The sequence below is a fragment of the Burkholderia sp. D-99 genome (genome assembly GCF_011605345.1).
In the GTDB taxonomy this organism is placed as follows: Bacteria; Pseudomonadota; Gammaproteobacteria; order Burkholderiales; family Burkholderiaceae; genus Burkholderia.
Genome location: NZ_JAAOXM010000002.1, coordinates 1,134,714 through 1,160,430 on the forward strand (window position 1 = coordinate 1,134,714; position 25,717 = coordinate 1,160,430).

Here is a 25,717-nt window from a genome sequence, read left to right on the forward strand (position 1 = left end):
TTCGTACTGACTGCACTGACCGACCCCACCGGAACCGACATGACGAACCTGCTGATCCGCAACGTCCGCCCGAGCGCCGACGCTGCGCTCGACATCCTGATCGAAGGCGATCGCATCGCGCGCATCGGCCCGTCGCTCGACGCGCCCGCCGGCTGTGCGATCGAGGATGGCGCGGGGGCACTCGCGCTGCCCGGCCTCGTCGAAGGCCACACGCACCTCGACAAGACGCACTGGGGGATGCCGTGGTATCGCAACCAGGTCGGGCCGCGCCTCGTCGACCGGATCGAGAACGAACGCCACTATCGCGCGACGAGCGGCCATGACGCCGGCGCCGCGTCGCTCGCGCTGGCGCGCGCCTTCCTCGCGGCCGGCACGACGCGCATCCGCACGCACGTCGACATCGATACCGAAGCCGGGCTGCGGCATCTGCACGGCGTGCTCGCGACGCGCGAGACCTTGCGCGGGCAGGTTGACATCCAGATCGTCGCGTTTCCGCAATCGGGCGTGCTCAAGCGGCCGGGCACCGACGCACTGCTGTCCGATGCGCTCGCCGCCGGCGCCGATCTGCTCGGCGGGCTCGACCCGTGCGCGATCGAAGGCGATCCGGTCGAGGCGGTGGACGTGTTGTTCGCGATCGCCGAACGCCACGGCCGCGGGCTCGACCTCCACCTGCACGAGCGCGGATCGATGGGCGCGTACTCGCTCGACCTGATCCTGCAGCGCACCGCTGCGCACGGCATGCAGGGCAAGGTGACGATCAGCCACGGATTCTGTCTGGGTGATATCGCCGAACGCGAGCGCGATGCGCTGCTCGCCCGGATGGCGGAACTCGGCGTCGGGCTCGTCACGACCGCGCCGGCGGCGGTGCCCGTGCCGCCAGTGGCCGCGTGCCGTGCGGCGGGTGTGACGGTCATCGGCGGCAACGACGGCGTGCGCGATACGTGGACGCCCTACGGGTCGCCCGACATGCTCGAACGCGCGATGCTGATCGGCATGCGCAACGATTTCCGCCGCGACGATGCGCTCGAGGTCGCGCTCGACTGCGTGACGCACAGCGCGGCGCGCGGTTGCGGCTTCGACGATTACGGGCTGCAGCCGGGCAGCCGCGCGGACGTCGTGCTGGTCGACGCGCTGACGTTCGCCGAGGCCGTCGTTGCGCGGCCGGTGCGGCGGCTCGTCGTGTCGTCGGGGAAGATCGTTGCGCGGAACGGTGCGCTGGTTTGAGTGAAGCGTGAGCGCAGCGTCACCCCGGTATGATCCGGTTTTCAGCCGAACCTCCCGGGAGACGACGATGCGACGCACGACAGCGGCACGGGCCGCACGATGGATGGCGGCGGCCCTGTTCGCCGTGAGCGCCGCGCATGCGGTGGCGGCGGGGCCGACGGACGCGCAGCAGGAAGCCAACCGGCGCACAGTGCTCGCGTTCTATGAAAAAGGCCTGAACGAGAAGGATGCCGACGCCGCGCTCGCGTACGTCGGCGATCGCTACGTGCAGCACAATCCGAACGCGGCCGACGGCCGCGACGGCTTCCGCAAATTCGTCGCGTTCCTGCGCGACAAGTATCCGCAGTCGCACAGCGAGATCAAGCGCTCGTTCGTCGATGGCGACTACGTGATCCTGCACGTGCACGCGGTGCGTGAACCCGGCACGCGCGGCAGCGCGATCATGGACATCTTCCGGCTGGAGAACGGCAAGATCGTCGAGCACTGGGACGTCAATCAACCCGTGCCCGAGCAGGCCGCGAACGGGAACACGATGTTCTGACGGGCATCGGGCATCGGGCGCGCGGGCGTGCGGGCGTGGCGATGCGCCCGCGATCGCGTCGCATCGGCCGTGCCGGCGGCACCACGGCGTCCTTTTCTTTGCCGCATCCGGCTTGCTCTTTCTTGCTACTCCTCGTGCTCCAGCATCGCCGCGAGCGTCTTCGTCAGCTCGCTGACCATCGGGTCGGCCGTCGGCCGATGCAGGATGGCGATGTCCATGTGCTCGATCGGCGCGAAACCCTGCTTCGCGGTCAGCACCGTGTGCTCGTCCGTCACCACGCGGGCGGGCAGCACGCTGATGCCGAGCCCGTCGGCGACGGCGGCCTGGATGCCGCTCAGGCTCGATGTCGTGAAGCTGATCCGCCAGCGGCGGCCGCGCTCCTCGATCGCCTTGATCATGTCGTCGCGATAGAGCCCGCGCGGCGGAAACACGACGATCGGCACCGGGTCGAGATCGATCGACGGATGCGCGGCGCTGTCGATCCAGCGCAGTTTCTCGGGCCAGCGCACGACGGCTTCGCGGCTGTCGCGGCGCTGCTTGATCAGCACGAGGTCGAGTTCACCGCGATCGTACGCTGCGCTGATGTCGCGGCTCAGCCCGCACATCACTTCGAGCTTGACCTGCGGATGCTCGCGATTGAACGCGGCGAGCGCGTGGGTCGTGCGGCCCGCCGCGAAATCGTCGGGCACGCCGAGCCGGATCGTCAGCGCGACCGTCGCGCCCGACAATGCTTCCAGCATCTCGTCGTTCAGCGCGAGCATGCGCCGCGCATAGCTGAGCACCGTCACGCCCGCGTCGGTCGGCCGGACGTCGCGCGTGCCGCGGTCGAGCAGGCGGTGCCCGGCGATTTCCTCGAGCCGGCGTACCTTCTGGCTGACCGTCGACTGCGTCGAATGCAGGCGCGCGGACGCCGTCGTGAAGCTGCCGCAGTCGGCGACCATCACGAGCGCGCGCAGCAGGTCGATGTCGAACAGGGGTCTATTCATTTCTGCACTTTTGCGGATTCGAACATTTCATTTCCAAATGCGTGCGACGACTTTTAACATGGCCGGACGCCGTGGGCAATCGCGGTTTCGCCGGACGCGGTGCGGCGCCGTGTGGCGCCACGGGGGCGCCTGACGGATCGCATTAACCGCGTGTCAGCGGTGCGTCACCCGTGCATCGGCAGGCACATCGGCAGGCGCGGCACGCAAGGAGGAAACGGGATGTTTTTCAAACGGATCGCGATCATCGGCTCGTTTGCCTTGACCACGCTCACGTCGGCCGTGGCGGCCGCCGACGGCGGCGCGCCCGAAAGCCGGCTGCGCAGCGCGGCCGACCGGGGTGACGCGGGCGAAGTGCGCACGCTGCTCGAACACGGCGCGCAGATCGATTCGCGCGACGGGCAGGGCCGCACGGCGCTGCTGCTCGCGACGCACGGCAATCACGTCGAGGCGGCGCGCGTGCTGATCGACGCGGGCGCGGACGTCAACGCGAAGGACGCGATCCAGGACAGCCCGTATTTGTATGCCGGTGCGCGCGGCTATCTCGACATCCTGCGGATGACGCTCGTGCACGGCGCGGACCTGTGCAGCACGAACCGGTATCGCGGCACCGCGCTGATTCCGGCCGCGGAGCGCGGCCATGTGGATACGGTGCGCACGTTGATCGACGCGGGCGTGAACGTCGACCACGTGAACCGGCTCGGCTGGACCGCGTTGCTGGAGGCGATCATGCTCGGCGACGGCAGCGAGCGTTATGTGCGGATCGTGCAGTTGCTCGTCGACGGGCACGCGAACGTCAATCTCGCGGATTCGAACGGCGAGTCGCCGCTGCAGCATGCGCGGCGGCGCGGATATGCGGCGATCGAGAGGGTGCTGGTGGGGGCGGGGGCGCGGTAGGTTTCAGCGGTGGCGAGACTTGTGTTCGGGCGTGCCGCCGGGAAGTTTGCGCAGGAATGCTTCGGCCAGTTCGACGCAATAGTCGAACGACGGCGTGTAGTCGAGTGTCTGGATGTCGTCGAAACGCGACTTGACGAAGGCGCGATGCTCGTTGAGCAGACGCAAAAACGTATCGCGATGCCGAACGAGAAATGCTCCGGCTTCCATCAGGCTCTCCGGTTCCCGCTCGATGACCAGACACAGATCGAACAGGTCCCGCGCGGTCGGGCGATCGCCACGGTGCCACATTTTCTTGGCGATGATTTCCGCGGAAGTCTCGACCTTGACGACGTGATCCATCAGCATCCATTCGTCGTAGCCGGGAGACATCAGATTTCGGGAGACCACGAAGTCGATTTCGCCGTCGGGCAGCACCAGTTTCACGAAACCCGCATGTTCTTCGTAGTGTGTCGTGATGTCGGATGCGGCGTCGCTGATGCGGGGATTCACGTACCCGAGATATTGTGGGTCGGGTACGAAGATGTCGACGTCCTTGCTGACGCGATGGCCGTGGCGCAGCATGAGAACCGTGCCTCCACCGAACGTCCAGAACGGATTCGACGTGCCGTGCTTGCGTATCTCGTCAACCAGCGTCACCGCGTGACGAAAAAGGCCTTGCCACGGGCCGTCGGGCAACGCGGATGGTGTGGTCATGCCCATACCTCCCGATACAGGTGAAGATCCTTCGACCATGCCGCGAGGTTTTTCCAGATGGCCCGAAGCGGGGTGCCCGAGCGTTCGGCGGCCTCCTCGGCCGCTTTCACCACGACGGGTAGCGGCACCTCGTCGAGGATGACGGAAAACTGCGATTCGTATCCTTCCGGAATGTGTCCGGTGATCAACGCGTCGGCCAGCAAGCGTTCGGTCAATTCGCCCTTGTAGCTGACGTTTGCGCTCACAACGGCCTTGTAGAGGCCATTATGGGCCTGTCGCGGCAATGCCAGGAGTTCGATGCCGAGCACGCTGAGCAACGGGATCAGCTTGTTGATTCCGAGATCCTTGACCTTGCCGGCTTCGAGCTGGTTGACGGTGAACCGGGACAGCCCGGCGAGCTTGGCAAGCTGGGCCTGCGTGAGATCGAGTTCCGCCCGCCGTTTCGCCACGGCCTGACCGATTTCATAGAGTTGCACGTTGACCTCCCGGCGCAGGTTCAATGCGTTTGAATGTAAAGTATATCTTACATCTTCGGATGGCCTGTTGTCTCTGAGCATGGTCTGGTGCGGTATAGGACGCATCGTCGATGCTATCAAGGCGAGACCGGACGATACCTGTATAGACATCGCTATTCCACGGATATCCGGAAAAACACGCTCTGTGGCGGGCGTGCATCTCACAGGGTAAACGCTCAAACAACGCGAAAATCCCTGCTCTTCACGCTCGTTTCGTGCGCAATTCCTTTCATCTCGCTCCCGCCCGGCCTTAATCCGCTGATCCCGTTTTCCCCGCTTGCGCTCAAAATTTGAGCAGTCTAGACTGCATCGCAGTTTCATCGAAGTCCCTGTCTTTCGCGCACCGCGCCGGGCGTTCCGGCGCAACGCCACCCACCGGACGCCGGCGCTTGCCCGCCGCGTCGAGACCTTCAAGGACACGCCATGAACCGCACTGCAAAGCTTCTCGTTACCGCGCTGGCGTTCGCGCCGCTCGTGTCGTTCGCGCAGGACACGTCGACGATCCGCTGGGGCATCGACCCCACGTATCCGCCGTTCGAGGCGAAGCAGCCCGACGGCTCGCTGGCCGGCTTCGACATCGACCTGCGCAATGCGATCTGCGAGCAACTGCGCGCGAAGTGCGTATGGGTCGAGCAGGGCTTCGACGGGATGATTCCGGCGCTGCGCGCGCGCAAGTTCGACGTGATCATGTCCGCGATGACGGCCACCGACGAGCGGCTCAAGCAGATCGATTTCTCGAACAAGCTGTATGCGTCGCCGGGCGCGCTCGTCGCGCCGGTCGGCTCGAAGCTGCTGCCGACTGCCGCGTCGCTCGCGGGCAAGCGCATCGGGATCGACCAGGGCACGACGCAGGAAGCGTACGCAAAGGCCGAATGGGCGACCAAGGGTGTGACGATCGTCTCGTACCAGAACCAGGACCAGGTGTACCAGGATCTCGTCAACGGCCGCCTCGACGCGACCTTCCAGGACAAGACGCAGGCCGGCTACTCGTTCCTGAAGACGCCGCGCGGCAAGGGTTACGCGTTCGCAGGCCCCGACGTGACCGACGTGCGGATCACCGGCTACGGCGTGGCGATGGGCGTGCGCAAGGGCGACGACGCGATGAAGAAGCGGCTGAACGACGCGATCGTCGCGATCCGCGCGAACGGCACGTACCAGAAGATCGCCGCGAAATACTTCGACTTCGACATCTACGGGGCGAAGCAGCAGCTGACTTCGGCACCGTGATTCAGTGATTCATTCAATCGACAGGCACACCATGACGAGTATCCAGGATCGCGTCGCGCAAGCCGTGACGCCCGAACTGATCGCCGCGTTCCGCGAGGAAGGCGCGGTCTGCATCAAGGGCATCTTCTCGCCCGACGAAGTCGCCGCGCTGCGCGCCGGCATCGACGCGAATCTCGCGCAGCCCAGCCCGCGCGCGAAAGTCGCGAGCCGGCCCGACGATCCGGGCTGGTTCTTCGAGGATTTCTGCAACTGGCAGCACAACGACGCGTATCGCGACTTCATCGTGCGCTCGCCGGCGCCGTCCGTCGCGGCCGCGCTGATGGGCACCGAAAACGTGCGGCTGCATCACGACCACCTGCTCGTGAAGGAGCCCGGCACGCGGCAGCGCACGCCGTGGCACCAGGACCAGCCGTACTACAACATCGAGGGCGACGACAACGTCAGCATGTGGATTCCGGTCGATCCGGTGCCGCTCGAATCGACGCTGGAATTCGTCGCGGGCTCGCATCTCGGGCCGTGGCTGATGCCGCGCACGTTCATGGACAAGGAAGCGAAGTGGTTTCCGGAAGGCAGCCTTGCGGATCTACCGGACATCGAAGGCGACCGTGCGGCTTTCCCGATCCGCCATTGGGCGCTCGAGCCCGGCGACATGGTGTGCTTCCGGATGCTCACGCTGCATGCGTCGGGCGGTACGCAGAACCGCCGGCGTGCGTTCTCGATCCGCTTCGTCGGCGACGATATCCGTCACGCGCCGCGCCGCTGGAAGACGTCGCCCGAATTTCCCGGGCTCGCGGAGCAACTGCCCGACGGTGCGCCGCTCGACCACCCGCTGTTTCCGGTCGTGTGGTCGCGCGGCGCGGGGCAGGCCGGCGCGATCTGACGCTGACACTGGCGCGCGTGCATGACGGACGCGGCGGCCGTTTCCTGACGAAACGGCCGCCGCGCGCTTTTGTGCGTGCGGGCGTGTGACGAAGGATCAGGTCGGGTGGCGTCCGGCGCCCGGCTTGAAGCGCGAGCCGAGCCGGTAGCGGTTGCCCGGATGCAGGAAGTGCACGAACGTGACGGGCTGCCCGTTCGTCCAGGTGCGGCGCGTGAGCGTGAGGCACGGCTCGTCGGCGCGCATGTCGAGCAGCCGCGCCTGTTCGCCGGTTGGCAGCGCTGCATCGACCACGTGCTCGATCTCCAGTTCGTAGTGCGACACGTTGTTGAACAGGTACTCGGACGGCGGCTCGACCTGGAAATCCTGGTCGATGAACCCGGGTGCGGCGGCCGGGTTTACGTAGCGATCCTCGAGCTGGATCGGGCGGCCGTTTTCCTCGTGCACGCAGACCACGTGAAAAACCGGCGTATTGACCGGCAGGCCGAACGCGGCCGCGACGTCGAACGACGCGGGTTCGCTCGACTGGCTCAGCACGCGGCAGCGGTATTCGTGCCCGCGCGCGCGGATTTCGTCGCGGATGTGCGCGATCATCAGCAGGTTCGACTGCGGCTTCACCTCGGCGACGAACGTGCCGACGCCCGCGATGCGCTTGAGCACGCCTTCCTCGGTCAGCTCGCGCAGCGCGCGGTTGACCGTCATGCGCGCGACGCCGAACTGCGCGGCGAGATCGAGCTCGGACGGAATGCGGTCCCCGGGGCGCCAGTCGCCCGAGTCGACGTTCTGACGAACGAGCGTCTTGATCTGCTGGAACGGTGCGGTGGCCTTTGTGACCATCGGGGATCCTTGCGCGAAGAAGTGGCGAGGCTAGTCGTCGTGACTGACGATGACCAGGATCTCCGCCTGCGCGGCGCCGAGGCTGCGCGTGCGGTGCGGGATGAGTGCGTTGAAATAGACTGAATCGCCGGTCTTGAGTTGCACCGTCTCGTTCGGAAACTCGATTTCGACGCGCCCCTTGTGCACGAACAGGAATTCCTCGCCTTCGTGCTCGCGGAACGTCGATGCGACGAATTCGTGCGGCGGATGCACGACGAACGGCAGCATCTTCTTCGGCGCGACGCCGGCCGCGATGCTCTCGAAGCGGTGCGCCTGGCTGTTGGCCGCCGCGCCCATCGCCGTGCGCTCGCCGGCGCGCGTGACCGTGATCAGCTCGCGGTTGTGACTTTCCGAGAACAACTGCTCGACGTCGACATTCAGTGCCTTCGACAGCTTCAGCGCGACCGCGATCGACGGCACGCTCAGGCCGCGCTCGACTTTCGACAGGTAGCTCTTGGTGAGGCCCGTTTCGTCGGCCAGCACGTCGAGCGTCCAGCCCTTCTGTTTTCTGAGCAGCTTCAGGCGAATCGTCATGGGGCGCCAGGTGTCCTTCGAAAAACCGATTGTAACGCATGACACAAAGTGTCCTGTGGTGTATTGTGTGTCATGTTTCTCCGGGAAAGCGGCCGCGGTCGGCGCGACCGACCCGATCCATTCAGGAGGTGAACATGGCGGAAACGCTGAATCTGACGAAGGAGGCGCTGGTCGCGCTGGCGGAGCGGCGTCTCGACAACGAGGTGGGCGACAGCGGCTGGTCCGCGCGGCAAAAGCTCGCGCTCACGTGCCGGATCCTGTTCGACGCCGGCCACGATTCCGGCCTCGCCGGGCAGATCACCTGCCGAGCGGGCGACGCCGGCACGTACTACACGCAGCGGCTCGGGCTCGGTTTCGACGAGATCTCGGCCGCGAACCTGTTGCGCGTCAACGAGGATCTCGACGTGATCGACGGAGAAGGCATCCCGAATCCGGCCAACCGGTTCCACACGTGGATCTATCGCGAGCGCCCCGACGTGAATTGCATCATCCACACGCATCCCGCGCATGTCGCGGCGCTGTCGATGCTCGAGCAGCCGCTCGTCGTGTCGCACATGGATACCTGCCCGCTGTACGACGATTGCGCGTTCCTGAAGGACTGGCCCGGCGTGCCGGTCGGCAACGAGGAGGGCGAGATCATCTCGAAGGCGCTCGGCAGCAAGCGCGCGATCCTGCTGTCGCATCACGGTCAGCTCGTGGTCGGCAAGACGATCGAGGAAGCGTGCATCCTCGCGCTGCTGATCGAGCGGGCCGCGAAGCTGCAGCTGCTTGCGATGGCGGCCGGCGAGATCAGGCCGGTGCCGCCGGCGCTGGCGCGTGAAGCGCATGACTGGATCTCGAAGCCGAAGCGCGATGCGGTGACGTTCGACTATTACGCGCGTCGCGCGCTGCGTACCCATCAGGACTGCGTCGCATGAACGCGTGCGTCGTTTCCATCTCGTCCGACAATCATTGAGGAATACACATCGTGTCCATCCTGCTGCAAGGCATCATTGCCTACCCGGTCACGCCGTTCTCCGCCGACGGCGGCGTTGACCTGAAAGCGCTCGATGCGCTGATCGAGCGGCTCATTACCGATGGCGTCCACGCGATCGCCCCACTGGGTAGCACGGGTGAGAGTGCATACCTGTCCGACGCTGAATGGGAGGCGGTCGCCACCGCGTCGATCCGCGCGGTGCGTCGGCGCGTGCCGACCGTCGTCGGCATTTCCGACCTCACCACGGCGGGCGCGGTGCGCCGCGCGCGCTTCGCCGAACAGGCCGGCGCCGATGCGGTGATGGTGCTGCCGGTGTCGTACTGGAAGCTCGGTAACGACGAGATTGTCGCGCACTACCGCGCGATTGGCGATGCGATCGGCATCCCGATCATGCTGTACAACAACCCCGCGACGAGCGGCGTCGACATGTCGCCTGACCTGATCGCGACGATCTGCCGGAGCGTCGACAACGTGACGATGGTGAAGGAGAGCACGGGCGACATCGGCCGGATGCATCGGCTCGCGCAACTGAGCGACGGGACGATCCCGTTCTACAACGGCAGCAACCCGATGGCGCTCGCCGCGCTCGCGGCAGGCGCGGCCGGATGGTGCACGGCCGCGCCGAACCTGAATGCGGCGTTGCCGCTGGCGCTGTTCGACGCGATGCGCGCGGGCGATCTGGCGCGCGCCAGGACGGTCTTTCATGCGCAGCTGCCGCTGCTGCAGTTCATCGTCAACGGCGGGTTGCCGGTGACCGTGAAGGCCGGGTTGCGCCTGTGCGGCTTCGATGCCGGCGAACCGAGGAAGCCGCTGATGCCGCTCGGCGACGCGCGCACGCGCGAACTCGAACGCGTGCTCGCGGCGCTGCCGGACGGTGTGACGACATGAGCGATCCGGCACGGCCGGCGATCTCGGCCGCTATCGGCGCGGTGCGGGTCGGTAAGAGCCGGCCGCTGGCCGGCACGCCGCACGCCAGCGCGATCGACAAGCAGCCGGTGGGCTCGCGTCTGTGGCTGGGCGCGCTCGGTTTTGTCGGCGACGAGCAGGCCGATGCGCGGCATCACGGCGGCCCCGACAAGGCGGTGCACCACTATGCGCACGATCACTATGCATGGTGGGCCGCGCAGATCGGCGCGCGCGACGTGCTTGCGCAACCGGGTGCGTTCGGCGAGAACCTGTCGACGCGCGGTGTGACCGAGCACGACGTGTGTCTTGGCGACGAGTTCACGCTGGGCGGCGCCGTGCTTCAGGTGTCGCAGTCGCGGCAGCCGTGCTGGAAGCTCAACGCGCGTTTCGATCATCCGCGGATGGCCGCGCTCGTGCAGCAAAGCGGCCGGACCGGGTGGTACTACCGCGTGCTGCAGGACGGCTGGGTGGCGCCGGGCGACGTGCTGGCGCTGCATCGACGCACCTTTCCGCAATGGACGCTGTCGACGGTGCTCGACGTGCTGTACCGGCGCACGCTCGACATGGCCGCGCTCGAGGCACTGTGCGACGTCCCGATACTGCCGCCCGGATGGCGCAAGATGCTCGACAAGCGCCGGACGGAGCGGCAGGTCGAAGACTGGGCGAAGCGGCTCGATGGGCGTTGACGGGCCGCGCCGCTCAGTGGCTCGGCAGTTCCCGCACGTCGGCGGTCGGCACCGAACCGAACGCATCGCTCAATGCATAGGCGATCAACTGTCGCGCGGCCGCCTCGGGCGTCGCGAGCGCGCCGCTCGACTTCAACTGGTCGAATTTCTCGCGCATCGGGAAGTTGTCTTCGCTGGTCGAGCGGATCGTCGCCTGCATGCCCGTATCGACGACGCCCGGCGCGACACTGCAGATCCGCAACGCGCGGTTCGCGTCGAGCGCGACTGCGCGCGCATGGTGATCGAGCGCGGCCTTGGTCGCGCAGTAGACGCTCCAGCCCGCGTACGCGTTGCGCGCCGCGCCGCTCGACACGTGCAGGATCCGGCATTCGGTGGTGGTCGATGCCGCTTGCGCGAGCGCGGCCGACAGCATCAGCGGTGCCGCGACGTTCACGCCGACCGCACGTGCGACGATCGCCGGGTCCTGCGCGGCGAGCGGGCCGATCGGATCGACGATGCCCGCGTTGTTGAACAGCAGCACGATCGATGCGCCGTCGACGAAGCGGCGCAGCGTGTCGCCGGCGAGCCAGCCCGCGACGGCCGGCGTGTCCGACAGGTCGAGTTCGATTTCGGTGAATCGGTCGCCGGCTTGCGACGCGAGCGCCGGATGACGGCTGCGCGATACGCCCAGCACGGCGATGCCTTCAAGCAGCAGTTGTTCGGCGAGCGACGCGCCGAGGCCGCGCGTGTGTCCGGTGACGATGGCGCGCACGTGCGGTACGGAAGAGGATGCGTTCATGGCGGTGAGCGGGTCGAAGGGGTGAACGGATGAGCGCCAGCGACGCGCGGCGCGTATGCGTGGCGGCATGGCGTGCGGGACGGGCGATGCGTGGCGATGCGTGCGAAGGCGGCCGCATGGCGCCGCGGACGTCAGGGTGACGCATATCGTAGCGCCCGCATGCGTGTCGCGCAAACGCCGCCGTGTGCAAGGCGGCGGAATCGCCGGCGCGGCGCGCATCCATCGCCGCGCGGCACCGGCGGGCCGACAGGTCGGACGAAAGCCGGCTGCGGCAAGTTCGCGCGCCGGCGCGGCGGGCGGCGCCGGGCGGCGCGACGCGAGCTATCATATGGCTCGCCCGTGCGCGATGCCGGACGGGCCGCGACCGTTTCCCTTCACCTGCTGCACGCTGCGACGCCACTCATGAACACCACGCCGGATACGCCCACGCCACGCGCCCTTCGCGAACTCACGCCCCTCGAGGCCCGCATTCTCGGTGTGCTCGTCGAGAAACAGCACACGGTGCCGGATACCTATCCGCTGTCGCTGAATGCGTTGACCGCGGGCTGCAACCAGAAAACCGCGCGCGCGCCGGTGATGAACGTCAGCGAGGACGAAGTCACGACCGCGCTCGACGGGCTGAAGCACCTGAGCATCGTGATGGAAGGCAGCAGCAGCCGCGTGCCGCGTTTCGAGCACAACATGAACCGTGTGCTCGGCATCCCGAGCCAGGCGATCGCGCTGCTGACGATCCTGCTGCTGCGCGGCCCGCAGACGGCCGCCGAGCTGCGCCTGAACAGCGCGCGCCTGCATGGCTTCGCGGATATCTCGTCGGTCGAGGCGTTCCTCGACGAACTCGCGGCGCGCGCGCAGCCGCTCGTCGTCCGGTTGCCGCGTGCGCCGGGCGCGCGCGAGAACCGCTGGATGCACCTGATGTGCGGCGAAGTGAACATGGCCGACTTCGCGAGCGCGGATGCCGGCGGCGCGGATTCCGTGCCGCCTTCGGAATTCGAAGCGCTGAAGGCCGAACAGAAGCGCCTCGCGGATGAAGTGGCGCGACTGAATGCGCTGGTTCTGCGGATGGCCGGCGAGCTCGGAATCGACGTCGACGTGCAAGGCGACGCGTCCTGACGCAGATGGCGGCGATGCGCGTGCCTCGCCCGGCCCCGTCGCCACGCGGCCGGGCCGGGGCGCGTGGCGGATACCGCCCGCACCGCCGCGTTACTTCAGCTTGACGCCCGGTACGAGATAGCGTGCGCCGTCCGGTCTCAGGATCGGCGCGAGCGCCGCAAACGGCACGTCGAGTTGCGGCCCAAGACAGGCGCCCATCGCGTGGCCGATCCCGGATACGACGAACGACAGCTTGCCGGGCGCATCGAGCTCGAACGCCAGATACTCGGGGAACACATCCGCGCACGACAGCGAGTCGCCTTCGCCGTCCGTCACTTGCTGACCGTGTGTTGCCTTGTCGCGCAACTGCGTAATGAAACTCACCAGCGCGGGGCTTGTTCCCGGGTCGCCGTCCTTGCCTGCCGTAGCCGCGTCGATCACGCGATTCCAGTCGAGGTACGTACCACGCAGCAGGTCGAACGTGACCGGATCGTAGTGATTGTTCGGATGAGCGCCGCCGCAGTACGTACTGCCCGATTCCACGATGCCGAGTGCCGCAGGTGACAGCCACGTGACCGTCACCTGTTCGTCGTCGTAGCCGCCGAGCGAACCGGCGGCCGGCCCGTCGTCGGAATAGCGGGTCGACGCGCATTCGAGCGCGGCGAGATTCATCTGCCAGTGCTGCTGTTCGAGCAGGCGGTTGACCCGTGCCATGACCGCTGGATCGGGATGGCGGCTCAGACGCGGATACATGAGCTTCGTGCGCGGGTCGCGCCACATCCGGTACGCGACGGTGCCGTCTCCGATCTCGGGGCCGGCCGGCTGCGCGTGCCCGTCAAGCTTCAGCGTGGCATAAGGCGCCTGCCGCATGTCGATGGCCACGCCGCTTGCGATACCGCTGCCGACGCCGCCGGCGATGCTGTTGGTGACGGCTTCGACGGAGCCGGGCGCAACCGCGTCGGGATCGTATTCAGCGATGCGCCGCAGCGTGAAGCTGCGCGTCTTGCCGGAGCGCGCATCGGTCCAGCGGCCGCGATAGCCGGCTTTGTCCCGCGTGCCCTGCCAGGTGGCCGCGGCATGATCGAAATCGGCTTGCTCGCGGAATCCCAATGGACTGCGGGCGTCGTCCGGCAACTGCGTTCGCACGAGCGGTTCGACCAGTTGCGCAGGCGTGCCGTGCAGCGGAATATCGACGCCGAGCTGTGCATAGAAGTAGCGGCCCGAGATTGAACCGTCAGCCGCCGTGCGATCGTCGAGCTCCATGACGACGGTGCCGGCGCCCTGCAGCGTGCCTTCGTAGACCGTGCGCGGCGCGGCATGCGCGAAGCCTGCGTGCAGCGCGGCCAGCACCCACGCGATCCGGATCAGCGGGCGCATCACCAGCGGCACCCGGTCTGTTCGGATGCGTCGACATCCAGCGCGCGGCCGAACGCGGTCTGCTTGCCGGTGCGCGCATTGGTGTAGGTCATCGAATAGACCATCGCGCCCTGGGTCATCATTTCGTAGCGCCCGTTGATCCTGCCGCCGACCATTTCGGCCCAGGTCGTCGTGTACTGGTGCGGACGGCTTTCGTCGAGCACTTCATCCTCCTCGTGCTCGATCACCAGCGGCAGGGCCGTTTTCGATTGCGCATACCGGACCATGCCGCCCGACCATTTGACCGCATCGTCATAGTAGGTGCGCATCTCGAAACGCACGGGTTTGTCGCCGTCCGACCGGAAGCAGAACACTTCGGTGGACACCTTGGCGAGCGCCGGCAGCGACACGCAGAGCAGCACGGCTGCGAGGACTTTTTTCATGATGGCGTGAGAGTAATGAAGCGGCACGTCAACCGACGCTGATCCGCGAAGCGCCCGCATCGACGAGCCGGAACAGCAGATCCTCGACGGCCGTTTCGGGCGCGGAGCCGAGATCCGCATTCACGCGCCACCCCTGTTCCGTGCGAACCGGTTCCGACAGGTAGTGAACGATCCCGTGCAGGCCGTCCTCGGCCGGCGTGTTCTCGTCGTCGGCATCGAACCACGCGAAGAACCAGGTCTTGAACGCATCGATTGCTGCGCTTTCGTCGAGCCCGTCGGCCTCGATCGCGGCCCAGTCCCATACGAACGGGCGGATCGACACGGCTGCCGTTTCGAGGTCGAACGCGAACGGCTCGAAATCCAGCTGCGTGGCGGAATCGACCATCGCGGGCTGGCCGGCCGCTTCGCCTTCGGTCGCGATGAGGTCGGCCCGGCACGGCAGCGCGAGCGGCCCTTCGGTGGCGAGCGTGCCGTCGGCACGCCGGTAGGCCGGTTCGACGATCACGGCCGGTTGTGCAGCCGCTTTCGCGAGCAGGTCGGCATACGGTTGGCGGATGGCGCGGAGCAGTTCGGAGACGGTCATCGTGGCATGTCGGTTGGGCAGGGAACGATCGGTCACGGTCAGGCGGTGCGCCGTGCGGCCGGCGTCGTACGACGCGGCCGCTTCGGTACCGGACAGCCGTGATCGTACGGCACTTCGGCAAAACGCGGACAGTCGGCCAAACGGCCGGTGCACCCGCATCGTGCGGCGGCGGATTTAGACGTTTTCCTTCAAACAATGGAAAACGCCCATCGAGCGCGTTCTCGATGTGCTTCAATTAATCCGGTTTGTACTCCTACTAAAATTACAGATTCAGAACAGGCCGGATTATTCATTAACAGGAGACAGTGCGATGGCACGGAAACGGTTTTGAAGCGGCACACACGATGCTCTGCAACACCGCCGAACTTCCTTCGATGAAAGCAGGTTATCCCAGGGGCTCCAACCATGTCCTCCAGACGCTTCATGCTGGCCGCGGCCGCCGTGTCCGCCGCGCTGGCTGTCGCCGCACCGCCGGCCAGCGCCGGCGCACCGGCCGTGTCCGATCCGTTCTACACGTACACCGGCACCACGCCGCTGGCATCGATTCCACCGGGCACGGTGCTCAACACGCGCAACGTCACCTATCACGTGGCCGGCATCCCGACCGCGCTGACCGCGCAGCAGTTGCTGTATCGCACCAATAACGCGCTGAACCAGCCGGTCGTCAACGTGACGTCCGTGATCCGGAGCCAGGTCAGCAACGGCCAGGCCATCTCGTACCAGTCGGCCTACGATTCGCTGAACCCGTACGACGAGCCGTCGCAGGTGATCGCCGGCGATCGCGACGTCACGAAGGTCATCAATATCGGCACGTTGCTCTACAGCGCGGAATCGATTCCGCTGTCGACCCTGCTGCTACTCGGCTACAACGTCATCGTGCCCGATACGGAAGGCCAGACGGCCGACTTCGCCGCCGGCCCCGAGTACGGGATGACGACGCTCGATTCGATCCGCGCGGCGCTCAATACGCCGTCGACCGGCCTGAATCCGTCGAGCAAGGTCGCGATGATCGGTTATTCCGGCGGCGCGATCGCGACGAACTGGGCCGCGCAGCTCGCGCCGAGCTATGCGCCCGAGATCAACCGGCAGCTCGTCGGCGCGGCGGAAGGCGGTGTGCTGGTCGACCCCGCGCACAACCTGCGCTATGTCGACGGCAGCATCGTGTGGGGCGGCGTGGCGGCGGCCGCGCTGGCCGGGCTGTCGCGCGGCTACGGCTTCGACCTGACGCCCTATCTCAGCGATACCGGCGTCGCCGTGTTCCAGGACATCCAGAACCAGTCGCTCGCGTACATCCTGCCGAAGTACACGGGGCTGCATTGGAGCACGCTGTTCAAGCCGCAATACGCGAACGACATCAACAGCATTCCCGTGTATGTGACGTACGCAAACAAGGTGAATGCCGGGCTGGCCGCATCGCCGACGATCCCGATGTTCATCGGCCAGGGCACGGCGGGCGCGCTGGACGGCACCTTCAGCAGCCAGGTGGGCGACGGTGTGATGATGGCGTACGACGTGCGCGCGCTGGCGCAGAAGTTCTGCGCCAGCGGCACGCCGGTCACGTACACCGAGTATCCGCTCGAGCATGCGGGTGCGATCGTGCCGTGGGTGGCCGGCATGCTGCCGTGGCTCTACGACCGATTCAACGGGAAAGCCGCGCCGAGCAATTGCTGGCTGACGTCGCTGCTGCCGAGCAATTCGCTGGCGCCCGAGACGCTGCACTAGCCGCAGCGCCGCACCGCACTGCACAGCAGCACTGCACAGCACGGCAGCACCCAACAGCACCGCACCGCGCGGCGCATGACCAGGCGACCCTTCATGGGTCGCTTTTTTTCATTCCGGGATTGACCGCAGTCACGTTTGCTCCGCCTGAGCCGCGCCCGTTCCTCCCGCCGCAACCCTTCGCCGTCCCGCCCGGGTGCCATAATCGAGCCTGCCCATCATTCCAGACGTCCCCCGGAGAATCACCATGCAGAACCTCGACAATCCTTCCCACGATCGCGAGGTAGGCAGCGCCGACGCGACGCAGGACACCACGCGCATCGACGACGTCCGCATCGGCGCCGTGCGCCCGCTGATTTCGCCTGCGCTGCTGCTCGACGAGCTGCCGGTGCCGGCCGCCACGCAGACGCTCGTCGAAGATACGCGCCGCGCGATCGGCGACATCCTGCACGGCCGCGACGATCGGCTGCTGCTCGTCGTCGGCCCGTGCTCGATCCACGATCACGACCAGGCGCTCGACTACGCGCGCCGCCTGAAGGTGGCCGCCGATGCGCTGAAGGACGACCTGCTGATCACGATGCGCGTCTACTTCGAGAAGCCGCGCACGACGGTCGGCTGGAAGGGTTACATCAACGATCCGCGCCTCGACGGCAGCTTCCGTATCAACGAAGGGCTGCGTGCCGCGCGGCAATTACTGCTCGACATCAACGCGCTGGGCCTGCCGGCGTCGACCGAATTCCTCGACCTGCTGAGCCCGCAGTACATCGCCGACCTGATCGCGTGGGGCGCGATCGGCGCGCGCACGACCGAGAGCCAGAGCCACCGCCAGCTCGCGTCGGGCCTGAGCTGCCCGATCGGTTTCAAGAACGGCACCGACGGCGGCGTGCAGGTCGCGTCGGATGCGATCGTCGCCGCGGCCGCGAGCCATGCGTTCATGGGGATGACGAAGATGGGGATGGCCGCGATCTTCGAGACGCGCGGCAACGACGACGCGCACGTGATCCTGCGCGGCGGCAAGACTGGCCCGAACTACGACGCCGAGCATGTCGAGGCGTGCTGCGCGGTGCTGCGCAAGGCCGGCTTGCGCGAGCAGGTGATGGTCGACTGCTCGCATGCGAACTCGAACAAGTCGCACGACCGGCAGATCGACGTCGCGCAGGATCTCGCACGGCAACTGTCGCAGGGCGAGCATCGGATCGTTGGCGTGATGGTCGAGAGCCATCTCGAAGCCGGGCGTCAGGATTTGAAGCCGGGCGTGCCGTTGAAGTACGGGGTGTCGATCACCGATGCGTGCCTGAGCTGGACACAGACGGAGCCGGTGCTCGACGTGCTGGCCGACGCCGTGCGGCAACGGCGCGTGTATTCGCGAAATGCGTGACGGGGGCGACGCCGACATGACCGATTTCCCGTCCGACGCACCGGCTATCCCGGGCGAACCCGCTGCTTCCGGTAGGGCGGCAACGGTGCCGCCCGGCAAGCTGTTCACGATGGCGGGCGTCGGCTGGGCGGCGTTCCTCGGCTCGCCGCTCGCCGGCGGTATCCTGCTCGCGGCGAACGCGCGACGCCTCGGCCACCGCGCGCTCGCGCAGCGGCAGATTCTCGTCACGGCACTCGTCACGCTCGTGTCGATCGTGCTTTACGCGGCAGTGGACATTCCGGAAACCGCGGCGGTGCCGCACGCACTCGTGCACGCGGTCGTCATTGCCGGTCTCGCGGGCACGGTCATCTATGCACGGCACGCGCAAGGCGCGGCCGTCGACGCTCATCGGGCCGCCGGTGGTGCGCTGCAGTCGAACTGGCGTGCGGCGGGCATCGGCTTGCTGACGCTGCTCGGTGTCTGGCTGTCGATCGCCGTGGTGATCGTGGTGCTGGGTGTCGCGGGCGTGCTGAACTTCGACAGCGACCTGCGGCTCGTGCGCGATTATCCGGCGCCCGCGGAGCTGCGCTTGCCCGCCGGATGGCGGGTCGCGAACCAGCCGGAGGATCGCGGCGACGCGACCTACCGGATCCGGCGTTTCAGGTTCGGGTTGATGTCGGCGGGGATCGAGTTCGTCATCGGCGAGAAGGGCGACGACACGCTGTCGAGCTTCTGCGACGGGATGGTCGATGCGGTCAAGGAAGGCGGCAGCGCGATCGAATGGTCGCACGCGGCGAACGGCACGATAGCCGGCCGGCCCGCACTGATGTGCGAGCACAAGGGAGCGCTCGACGACGAAACCGTGCACCAGGCGGCCGTGCTGACGTCCGGCGACACGAAGACCTGCGCGCTGATCTACACGGCGCGCGAGGAGAACTACGCGCGTTATCTGCCGGAGTTCGACCGCGTACGCGATTCGCTGCGGTGTCCGTAATGTTGCCGTCGCGCGGGTCGCGTGGCCGGGGCTGCGTCATCGCGTCCGATGCAGCGATTCGCGAGTGACGCTAACATGGGCCGGTGCAACGCGTCGTGCGGGAGCCGCCGTGCTTCATGCGGCGCATGCATGGCGGCGGCTCGGCCGGCCGCCGACACCGACAACAATTCACCGGAGTACACAACAGCATGGCTTTCTACAAGACCCTCATCGCAGCAACCGTCCTCGCCTCGAGCGTCAGCGCGCACGCGCAGATCGCGGGTGCGCAGCCGCTCAGCGTCACCGTCGAGCAATCGCAGGCGCTGCTCGAAGGCTGGAGCGTGAAGAAGAGCGTGCTCGGCAAGGCCGTCTATAACGACGACAACCAGAAGGTCGGCACCGTGCGCGACCTGATCGTCGCGCCGGACGGCTCGGTGTCGGCGGCGATCGTGTCGGCCGGTGGCTTCCTCGGCGTGGCCGCGCATGACGTCGCGGTGCCGATCGCGTCGCTCGACGTGCGCAAGGGCAACATCTACCTGCCGGGCGCGACGAAGGACGCGCTGAAGGCAACGCCGGCGTTCCAGTACGCGAAGGTGCCGACGCCGCCGAAGCCGAAGAAGGTCGACGACAAGCACTGATCGTCGATTCGATGTATCGCAGCCCGGCGTGCAATGCGCCCGGGCTGGCGATCGCTGGCCGTCGATGGCCATGCGAGTCGGCGCGAATCGGCGGAGGCATGGCGTCGCATCATGGCGCCGGACGAGTTGCCTCGACGATCGACGACGATGCGGCAGCGCATCGTGCGCGATTCGGCGCAGTGATCCGCAACACGCCGCGAATGCCGCATATACCGGCGATCAGATCGCCGGCTTCTCTCCGTCCACCCACACCCCGTCGAAACCGAACGCGACCGGCCCGCTCAGGAACACGCTGCCGGTGCCGTCCCATTGAACGGTGACGTCGCCGCCGTCACAGGTCACCCGCACCGTATCGTCGAGCAGCCCGCGCCGGATGCCGTTGACGACCGCACCGCACGAACACGATCCCGAACCGAGCGGCACGCCGCCGCCGCGCTCCCAGATGCGCAGGCGGATATGCGTGCGATCGATGACCTGAACAAAATGCACGTTGGTTTTCTGCGGGAACAGCGGATGCGTTTCGATGGCCGGGCCGAGCGCCGCGACATCGATCACGCGGAGGTCGTCGACGAAGAACGTGCAATGCGGGTTGCCCATGTTGCAGGCGGCCGGCGCGCCGGGTAACGGCAGCGCGAGGGTATCGAGTGCCTCGGCGACCGGCACGTCCCGCCAGCCGGTGAGCGGCGTGCCCATCCCGACGGTGATCAGGCCGTTCGCCTCCCTCGAGCACACGAGATACCCGCGGCGGGTCCGCAGCACGAGCGACGCCATGCCGGTTTCCCGCATCAGCTTCCACGCGACGCCGCGCGTCGCGCTGCCGCAGGTGTCGAGCGGCGAGCCGTCGGCGTTCCAGAACGCGACGCGGGCCGCCGCGTCCTCGCAATCCGACACGACCGCGAGCTGGTTGAAGCCGATGCCGTTGTGCCGGTCGCCCATGCGCCGTACGAGGTCGCGGTCGATCGCGTGCACGCGATCCTGATCCTGGCCGCGCAGGTCGACGATGACGAAGTCGTCGCCATTCGCGTGCATTTTCTGAAATCCGATCGGCATGGTGGTTCCGGCAGGGAGACAGGTGAACACTGTACGTGGCTCGCCGTTCACGATCAATCGCGCGCCGGACGTTGGTTTGCATAAATTTGTATCTACGACACCCCCGCCAATAGGGCATCTCCGGGATCCCGGGAACAAATTCACGAGGAGAAAATTTGCATAAAATTGTATCTCATCCCAGCATTTTGGTGATTTTGTAACTAATCCCGTGCATGCGTTTTTGATGTACTAGCCTTCTTTCGGACAGGTGTTGTCAGGACGGCGCTCAGATGAGTTGAGCGTGTCGCTCCGATGGCGAGGAGGGCGGGATGTCAGTTGAAGACTCCGAAGAACTGCCAGTGTTTTCGCAGCGGATAGTGCGAGGACGGGCCCATGACACTTCAAAGTGGGTGACGCCCGACGTAGGTACGATGACTGACTCTCGACAAGCGCTTTATTTCGCGAGGAAGAAGGCGGTTGAGCTGTACCTGGCCGGGGAATCACCCGAGTCGATCAAGAAAGCAACATCGCTCAGCGCGAAGCAGGCCTATCGGCTGATCAACGAGCGTTGCCTCGAGACTCATGAGGATGGCCGAGAGTTTGGATGGCGGGGTTTGATGCCGTACGTGCGAATGCGCCCGTACCATCGAATCAAACGGATCCACGTAGATGTCTATGGTGGCGGTGCGGCCGGTGCAATGCAGGGTATTCTCGACGCTCATCCGGAACTGAGGAAAAGTTTCGACGCCAGGATTTTGACTATCCCGCGCACGAACAAGCTTGCCGAGATAAAGCGCGCGAAGACTCGTCATCACAACTGGTTTCTTGATCAGCTTCGAGCGCTTGGTTACGAGATACGCGACGAATGGCCCTTTAACACTGTCAGTCTCGGTTATTACTCGATCAGGCGCTACGTCGAGAAAGTCCTGCTGGCGAACCCCAAAGTAATGGCGCATGAGGCAGGGGGGCCGGATATGGTCAAAAAACTAGCAACGGGCGATGGGACTAACCGCCCAGTTTCCCGGTTTATGCAGCGAGTAGAGATGGACGCGCATAAAATCGACGGGCGGTTCTGTGTGCTCCTGCCGCAGATCGGGGGCGGCTTTGTTGAGAAAATGGTCCATCGGCTCTGGGTGGTTGTCTTGCTCGAAGTTGTTTCTCGAGCGGTCATTGGGTACTACTTCAGTCTAAGACGGGAAGTGTCGACCGACGACGTCCTTCGAGCGATCAAGGCATCGCTGAACCCCTGGACGCCGCGGCAAGTGACATTTAGTGAGGATGCTTATATACCTGGCGCAGGGCTATTGTCGGTGCTCGGCCCGGACTATGTTGGTTTATGCTGGGACGAGACAAGCGTAGATGGCGCACTTGCAGAGACATGTCAGCATGTTCGCCGATCTCTGGAAGATGTCGTTCGATCCAAACTACTTGACCCATCAAGCTCGTTTTCGAAGCGACGTAGCAAAGATGATCGACCTTTCATCGAGACGTTCAATCGCCATTTGGCAGGACGTGGATTTCAGCGACTATCCAACACGACTGGCGCCAAGCCGCAAGATAAGAAAGGTCGCAATCCGGACGCCGTGGCGTTGACGAGCCGCTTCCAATACGAGTATGCAGAAGAAATTCTCGACATCCTGATCGCAAACTACAACAGCACGCCTCATCGGAGTATCGGATACCGCACCCCTCTGGAGTATGCAGCGTTCCTCTATCGCCATTCATCTTCGGTGTTGCGACATGTGGAACCTGAGATGGTCAACTCGATGTTCAGTGTTCGGAAGCTTTGTACGGTGCGGGGTGGAGCCAGCACTGGGCGACGACCGTACGTCGAATTCTTCAACGCCACGTATTCGAACGAGATCCTGGGCATTCGGCATGATCTAGCTGGGTCGAAGATATGGGTGATCGCACATAGAGAGAACGATGCTCGCATCGCAATGGGTGCCGAGATCAACGGTACTTCGTTGGGGATACTGCGAGCAGCGCCTCCGTGGAATGGATTGCCACACAGCTTGGCTGTACGTACGGCGATTTGCCAGGCAAACAGGAGCGGGAAGTTTCGCGCTTCTCCGGGGATGGATCCGGTCGAGGCGTTCGTGCATTTCTCAGAAGCGCAGCCTAAAGGAAAACTACCGGTTCATCCTGCCTACCTGGAGGCCCGTCGCATCCTGACGGCTGCCGCGGCAGGATCGGTTGGAGACACGATGCTTGATGGCGCACTGAAACGCGCAGAGGAGGCGTCAGATGACGAGAAGATTGAAACGCGTACCTCAAAAGATCGCTCATCCAGCGCTAAGCGACGGGACACTCCCTTACCTTTGCCGCCCCGTCGGATCGCCTCAACGAGGTCGTGATGACATTCTCGCTCCCAGCACATATTGACCCACGGCACTGTATCGTCACGCAGCAGTATGCGGTCTATACGCCACCCATGAACGAAATGATTTCCCAGATTGGTGATTGGATCGATCAGCAGTGCCCGGGCGCATATTTGCGAGGTGCGTCACGGCTGGGGAAGTCAAAGTGCGTCAAGTACTTCCTGTCTCAGGTGCTACGCGAGCGCTTCGAGATCGAGCTGCCGCTGGTTGTATGGATTCGCCCGCCTGATAGCCATCTGAGTGAGGCATGTTTTTGGCACATGTTGCTGCTGGCGTCTCGATTCGTACTGGTCAATGCGGCGAAGCCGCCGCCGCGTGCGGAGGGGCGCTATCTATGTCTGCAACGGTTCATCGCAATTGCCGAGTGGGCGCGTCGAAACTATGTGATCCTGCTAATCGACGAAGCGCAGGGCATGACATTGCGCGAGTGGCAGTGGTTGATGGGACTACAGAACGATCTGGATAACAAAGGGTATCTGCTGAGTGTCATTTCGATAGGGTCTCATCAACTGAACTACAAGTATGACTACTTCGCCGGAACCGGAAATGCTCACGTTTCTGCGCGATTCATGGCGTCTCATGCTCAATTCCACGGCCTCCGTACGAAGGACGAACTGGACTATGTGTTGAATGGCTACGACATTGATTCTCGTTGGCCTGAAGACAGTGAGATATCTTTCCTCGAGTACTTCGCACCCGAGTGCTTCGGCCGTGGCCGGCGGTTGGCCGAATGTGGCGCTGATATCTGGACGGCTCTTCAGGAACTATCCCCCGACAACGCGAGGCGATTTGGTGAATTTCCCATGCAACATATTGCTCGAACCATCGAGGCGACGCTCTACGAATTGGCACGTGGTGGCGAGTGGGAGGAAGTCACGTCGTATGAAAACTGGCTGAAGCGGTTGGCCAGAACGAATTTCTCAGACCATATGCGTATTATTTGTCCGCCATCTTAATATGGATTATCCAGAATTCAATTGGTGGAAAGGATGCCTGAGGCCGTACGAGTCCAAGATCAGCATTTTTTTGCGATTTTGCGAACTCAATCATGTCAATTTCCGAAAGGGCATCGATGTTTTGGCATGGCGTCCAGATCGTCCGTCTGAGTCGCCGGACGAGGAAATCGAACGGCTGGCTGCCACGCTCGGCGAGCCTGAGTCAACAGTATCTACTGTAATTCGACTTGGCCTCGGCCTGAATCAATGCGGTACCTATGGACTCGATGTTGGGGACGGAAACGAATTCACTATACGTTTCTGTCCTGAATGCGCCGAACTTGGCTACCACAGTGTGTTTCACGAAGTGGTATGGCTGGCATCGTGCCCTTTTCATGCATCTCAGTTGCAGGTTGTTCATCCCCCGCGTCACTACGGTACGATTTTAGAGGGGCGCATCGCTGCACTGCGGAACGTGATGCGCACGCATTGCGCCAAATGGCCTCTCGTCGGAAATGGGCCCACGGACGAGGGATTGGGCGAGGTGCCGAGTCGCATCTTAGGGTGGATCGGCGATGTAACGGAAGCGGCGGCTCAATATTCGAAGAAAGATATATTTATATATCATACAAGCCAAATATTTGAGTGTGCTCCCTATGCTCAGAAGCTTGGGCAACTTTATTCTATTTGTCCGCCTGCTGATTCCGTAAAGCCATATTTGCAATCAGTCAATGTGGAGTGGGAGTCTGAGCGTCAAGTGTTTGATGACCGTATTAAGCATGTCGTCGATGATAAGCGGTTGAATTATTTGTTTCGGACGATGTTTGATTTCTTCGTGCAGACAGGAGATCTGGTACCTAATCCGCCGCCATTTGTGGCTCTCTATAAACGTCTCGTCGCACCGCTCCGAGAGCGCCATGCTACTTGCCGTTGTCGTTGGTTCGGGATGCCCATTGGAGGTGACGGAATTTTTTGGCAGGAATGTGATCCTGACGCAGCCAAATATCATGACGTACGTTGCCCGTATGAAGTCGCGCTCGACGAACTGGATGTTCGTTGGGGACAGTGGACAACGGTACTGAAGGGGCGCCAGGCAGGGCAAGAGCTGGGGAGGCTGATCTGTATTGTGCAGGACCTGCTTGAATGTGATTTTGTTCGACTGGTCAAGGAGCACGACCCTTGGGCCGAACCAAACTTCAATCGCTTGCAGGACACATTCGCGAAGTACGCTTGGAATCTTGACGATTCGACACTCGATCTGCTCAACACGGCCACCGAGTGGCAACTGAGCATGGAGGTGGAGGCGGTGACAGCTTGGCTGGAGCACATTGACGACTCGCATCGTCCCGACCCGTGGACACTTCCATCTCAATGTGTGCGCATACAGCGCGACGGGAGCAATTTGGTCCTGATGCGATGGACACATAGGACTCCTGCCGCCTAGCGTGTTTGCAATTCCGCCTCGCGTGCGTCTGCCAAGAGCGTACCAATTGGGGTAGGA

General features: G+C 64.6%; 26 protein-coding genes. 16 read left to right on the forward strand and 10 right to left on the reverse strand.

Annotation, left to right across the window (positions count from 1 at the left end; translation table 11 throughout):
* The first annotated feature begins 39 nt into the window (after nt 1-39).
* Both HAV18_RS12290 and HAV18_RS12295 read left to right on the forward strand, forming a co-directional pair.
* Nucleotides 40-1,224 (forward strand): amidohydrolase family protein, encoded by a 1,185-nt coding sequence (locus tag HAV18_RS12290; protein ID WP_166955919.1) that lies wholly within the window; start codon nt 40-42, stop codon nt 1,222-1,224.
* 67 nt (nt 1,225-1,291) lie between these two features.
* Nucleotides 1,292-1,765: a nuclear transport factor 2 family protein gene (locus HAV18_RS12295; protein ID WP_060342270.1), complete on the forward strand. Its 474-nt coding sequence runs from the start codon at nt 1,292-1,294 to the stop codon at nt 1,763-1,765.
* A 125-nt stretch (nt 1,766-1,890) separates the two neighbouring features.
* On the opposite strand, the gene HAV18_RS12300 is transcribed toward HAV18_RS12295, so the two are convergent.
* On the reverse strand, nt 1,891-2,751 hold the full coding sequence (locus tag HAV18_RS12300) for a LysR family transcriptional regulator (RefSeq protein ID WP_166955921.1): 861 nt from the start codon (nt 2,749-2,751) through the stop codon (nt 1,891-1,893).
* Between the two features lie 219 nt (nt 2,752-2,970).
* Here HAV18_RS12300 and HAV18_RS12305 point away from each other — a divergent pair, with 219 nt between their 5' ends.
* Nucleotides 2,971-3,645 (forward strand): ankyrin repeat domain-containing protein, encoded by a 675-nt coding sequence (locus HAV18_RS12305; RefSeq protein WP_166955923.1) that lies wholly within the window; start codon nt 2,971-2,973, stop codon nt 3,643-3,645.
* Nucleotides 3,646-3,648: 3 nt separating this feature from the next.
* Here HAV18_RS12305 and HAV18_RS12310 read toward each other — a convergent pair whose 3' ends face one another.
* Both HAV18_RS12310 and HAV18_RS12315 read right to left on the reverse strand, forming a co-directional pair.
* Nucleotides 3,649-4,338, reverse strand: coding sequence for a nucleotidyl transferase AbiEii/AbiGii toxin family protein (locus HAV18_RS12310; protein ID WP_166955925.1), 690 nt, complete (start codon nt 4,336-4,338; stop codon nt 3,649-3,651).
* Entirely contained in the window at nt 4,335-4,814 is a 480-nt protein-coding gene (locus HAV18_RS12315) for a helix-turn-helix domain-containing protein (protein WP_166955927.1), read from the reverse strand. Before HAV18_RS12315 ends, HAV18_RS12310 begins: the two co-directional genes overlap by 4 nt.
* Before the next feature lie 462 nt (nt 4,815-5,276).
* Here HAV18_RS12315 and HAV18_RS12320 point away from each other — a divergent pair, with 462 nt between their 5' ends.
* Both HAV18_RS12320 and HAV18_RS12325 read left to right on the forward strand, forming a co-directional pair.
* Entirely contained in the window at nt 5,277-6,080 is an 804-nt protein-coding gene (locus HAV18_RS12320) for an ABC transporter substrate-binding protein (protein WP_166955929.1), read from the forward strand.
* Nucleotides 6,081-6,111: 31 nt separating this feature from the next.
* Entirely contained in the window at nt 6,112-6,960 is an 849-nt protein-coding gene (locus tag HAV18_RS12325; RefSeq protein WP_166955932.1) for a phytanoyl-CoA dioxygenase family protein, read from the forward strand.
* 96 nt (nt 6,961-7,056) lie between these two features.
* On the opposite strand, the gene hutC is transcribed toward HAV18_RS12325, so the two are convergent.
* Both hutC and HAV18_RS12335 read right to left on the reverse strand, forming a co-directional pair.
* Nucleotides 7,057-7,794 (reverse strand): histidine utilization repressor, encoded by a 738-nt coding sequence (gene hutC, locus HAV18_RS12330; protein WP_166955934.1) that lies wholly within the window; start codon nt 7,792-7,794, stop codon nt 7,057-7,059.
* A 30-nt stretch (nt 7,795-7,824) separates the two neighbouring features.
* A complete protein-coding gene (locus HAV18_RS12335) occupies nt 7,825-8,367 on the reverse strand; it encodes a helix-turn-helix domain-containing protein (protein WP_166955936.1) in 543 nt (180 codons plus the stop codon).
* Between the two features lie 134 nt (nt 8,368-8,501).
* On the opposite strand from HAV18_RS12335, the gene HAV18_RS12340 reads away from it, so the two are divergent.
* Genes HAV18_RS12340 through HAV18_RS12350 form a run of 3 tightly spaced genes read left to right on the forward strand, consistent with a single transcriptional unit; the run spans nt 8,502 to nt 10,935 of the window.
* Entirely contained in the window at nt 8,502-9,284 is a 783-nt protein-coding gene (locus tag HAV18_RS12340; RefSeq protein WP_166955938.1) for an aldolase, read from the forward strand.
* A gap of 50 nt (nt 9,285-9,334) precedes the next feature.
* Nucleotides 9,335-10,231, forward strand: a complete 897-nt coding sequence (locus HAV18_RS12345; protein WP_166955940.1) for a dihydrodipicolinate synthase family protein — start codon at nt 9,335-9,337, stop codon at nt 10,229-10,231.
* Complete coding sequence (locus tag HAV18_RS12350) at nt 10,228-10,935, forward strand: MOSC domain-containing protein (protein ID WP_166955942.1); 708 nt, start codon at nt 10,228-10,230, stop codon at nt 10,933-10,935. Before HAV18_RS12345 ends, HAV18_RS12350 begins: the two co-directional genes overlap by 4 nt.
* A 13-nt stretch (nt 10,936-10,948) precedes the next feature.
* On the opposite strand, the gene HAV18_RS12355 is transcribed toward HAV18_RS12350, so the two are convergent.
* The gene (locus HAV18_RS12355) at nt 10,949-11,713 is read right to left on the reverse strand and encodes an SDR family oxidoreductase (protein ID WP_166955944.1); all 765 of its coding nucleotides are present in this window, start codon (nt 11,711-11,713) and stop codon (nt 10,949-10,951) included.
* A gap of 402 nt (nt 11,714-12,115) precedes the next feature.
* Between HAV18_RS12355 and HAV18_RS12360 the strand changes: the two genes are divergently transcribed.
* Nucleotides 12,116-12,823 carry a YceH family protein gene (locus HAV18_RS12360; protein ID WP_166955947.1) on the forward strand — a complete coding sequence of 236 codons (708 nt, stop codon included), beginning with the start codon at nt 12,116-12,118 and terminating at the stop codon, nt 12,821-12,823.
* Nucleotides 12,824-12,913: 90 nt separating this feature from the next.
* On the opposite strand, the gene HAV18_RS12365 is transcribed toward HAV18_RS12360, so the two are convergent.
* From HAV18_RS12365 to HAV18_RS12375, 3 genes are read right to left on the reverse strand one after another with little or no spacing between them, the layout of a single operon-like run.
* Nucleotides 12,914-14,179 carry a hypothetical protein gene (locus HAV18_RS12365; protein ID WP_166955949.1) on the reverse strand — a complete coding sequence of 422 codons (1,266 nt, stop codon included), beginning with the start codon at nt 14,177-14,179 and terminating at the stop codon, nt 12,914-12,916.
* Nucleotides 14,179-14,601, reverse strand: coding sequence for a hypothetical protein (locus HAV18_RS12370; protein ID WP_166955951.1), 423 nt, complete (start codon nt 14,599-14,601; stop codon nt 14,179-14,181). The genes HAV18_RS12365 and HAV18_RS12370 overlap by 1 nt, the downstream gene beginning before the upstream one ends.
* A gap of 28 nt (nt 14,602-14,629) precedes the next feature.
* The gene (locus HAV18_RS12375; protein WP_166955953.1) at nt 14,630-15,184 is read right to left on the reverse strand and encodes a hypothetical protein; all 555 of its coding nucleotides are present in this window, start codon (nt 15,182-15,184) and stop codon (nt 14,630-14,632) included.
* A gap of 405 nt (nt 15,185-15,589) precedes the next feature.
* Here HAV18_RS12375 and HAV18_RS12380 point away from each other — a divergent pair, with 405 nt between their 5' ends.
* From HAV18_RS12380 to HAV18_RS12395, 4 genes are all read left to right on the forward strand, one after another.
* On the forward strand, nt 15,590-16,906 hold the full coding sequence (locus HAV18_RS12380; RefSeq protein WP_166955957.1) for a lipase family protein: 1,317 nt from the start codon (nt 15,590-15,592) through the stop codon (nt 16,904-16,906).
* A gap of 244 nt (nt 16,907-17,150) precedes the next feature.
* Nucleotides 17,151-18,281 (forward strand): 3-deoxy-7-phosphoheptulonate synthase, encoded by a 1,131-nt coding sequence (locus HAV18_RS12385; protein WP_166955961.1) that lies wholly within the window; start codon nt 17,151-17,153, stop codon nt 18,279-18,281.
* Nucleotides 18,282-18,297: 16 nt separating this feature from the next.
* Nucleotides 18,298-19,254, forward strand: coding sequence for a hypothetical protein (locus HAV18_RS12390; protein WP_166955963.1), 957 nt, complete (start codon nt 18,298-18,300; stop codon nt 19,252-19,254).
* Nucleotides 19,255-19,442: 188 nt separating this feature from the next.
* On the forward strand, nt 19,443-19,871 hold the full coding sequence (locus tag HAV18_RS12395) for a PRC-barrel domain-containing protein (RefSeq protein ID WP_166955965.1): 429 nt from the start codon (nt 19,443-19,445) through the stop codon (nt 19,869-19,871).
* Nucleotides 19,872-20,090: 219 nt separating this feature from the next.
* Here HAV18_RS12395 and dapF read toward each other — a convergent pair whose 3' ends face one another.
* Entirely contained in the window at nt 20,091-20,921 is an 831-nt protein-coding gene (dapF, locus tag HAV18_RS12400; protein WP_166955967.1) for a diaminopimelate epimerase, read from the reverse strand.
* A 308-nt stretch (nt 20,922-21,229) separates the two neighbouring features.
* On the opposite strand from dapF, the gene HAV18_RS12405 reads away from it, so the two are divergent.
* From HAV18_RS12405 to HAV18_RS12415, 3 genes are read left to right on the forward strand one after another with little or no spacing between them, the layout of a single operon-like run.
* Complete coding sequence (locus HAV18_RS12405; protein WP_166955969.1) at nt 21,230-23,257, forward strand: hypothetical protein; 2,028 nt, start codon at nt 21,230-21,232, stop codon at nt 23,255-23,257.
* Nucleotides 23,257-24,237, forward strand: coding sequence for an ATP-binding protein (locus HAV18_RS12410; RefSeq protein WP_166955972.1), 981 nt, complete (start codon nt 23,257-23,259; stop codon nt 24,235-24,237). The genes HAV18_RS12405 and HAV18_RS12410 overlap by 1 nt, the downstream gene beginning before the upstream one ends.
* 1 nt (nt 24,238) lies before the next feature.
* Nucleotides 24,239-25,660, forward strand: coding sequence for a hypothetical protein (locus HAV18_RS12415; RefSeq protein WP_166955974.1), 1,422 nt, complete (start codon nt 24,239-24,241; stop codon nt 25,658-25,660).
* The last annotated feature ends 57 nt before the right edge of the window (nt 25,661-25,717 follow it).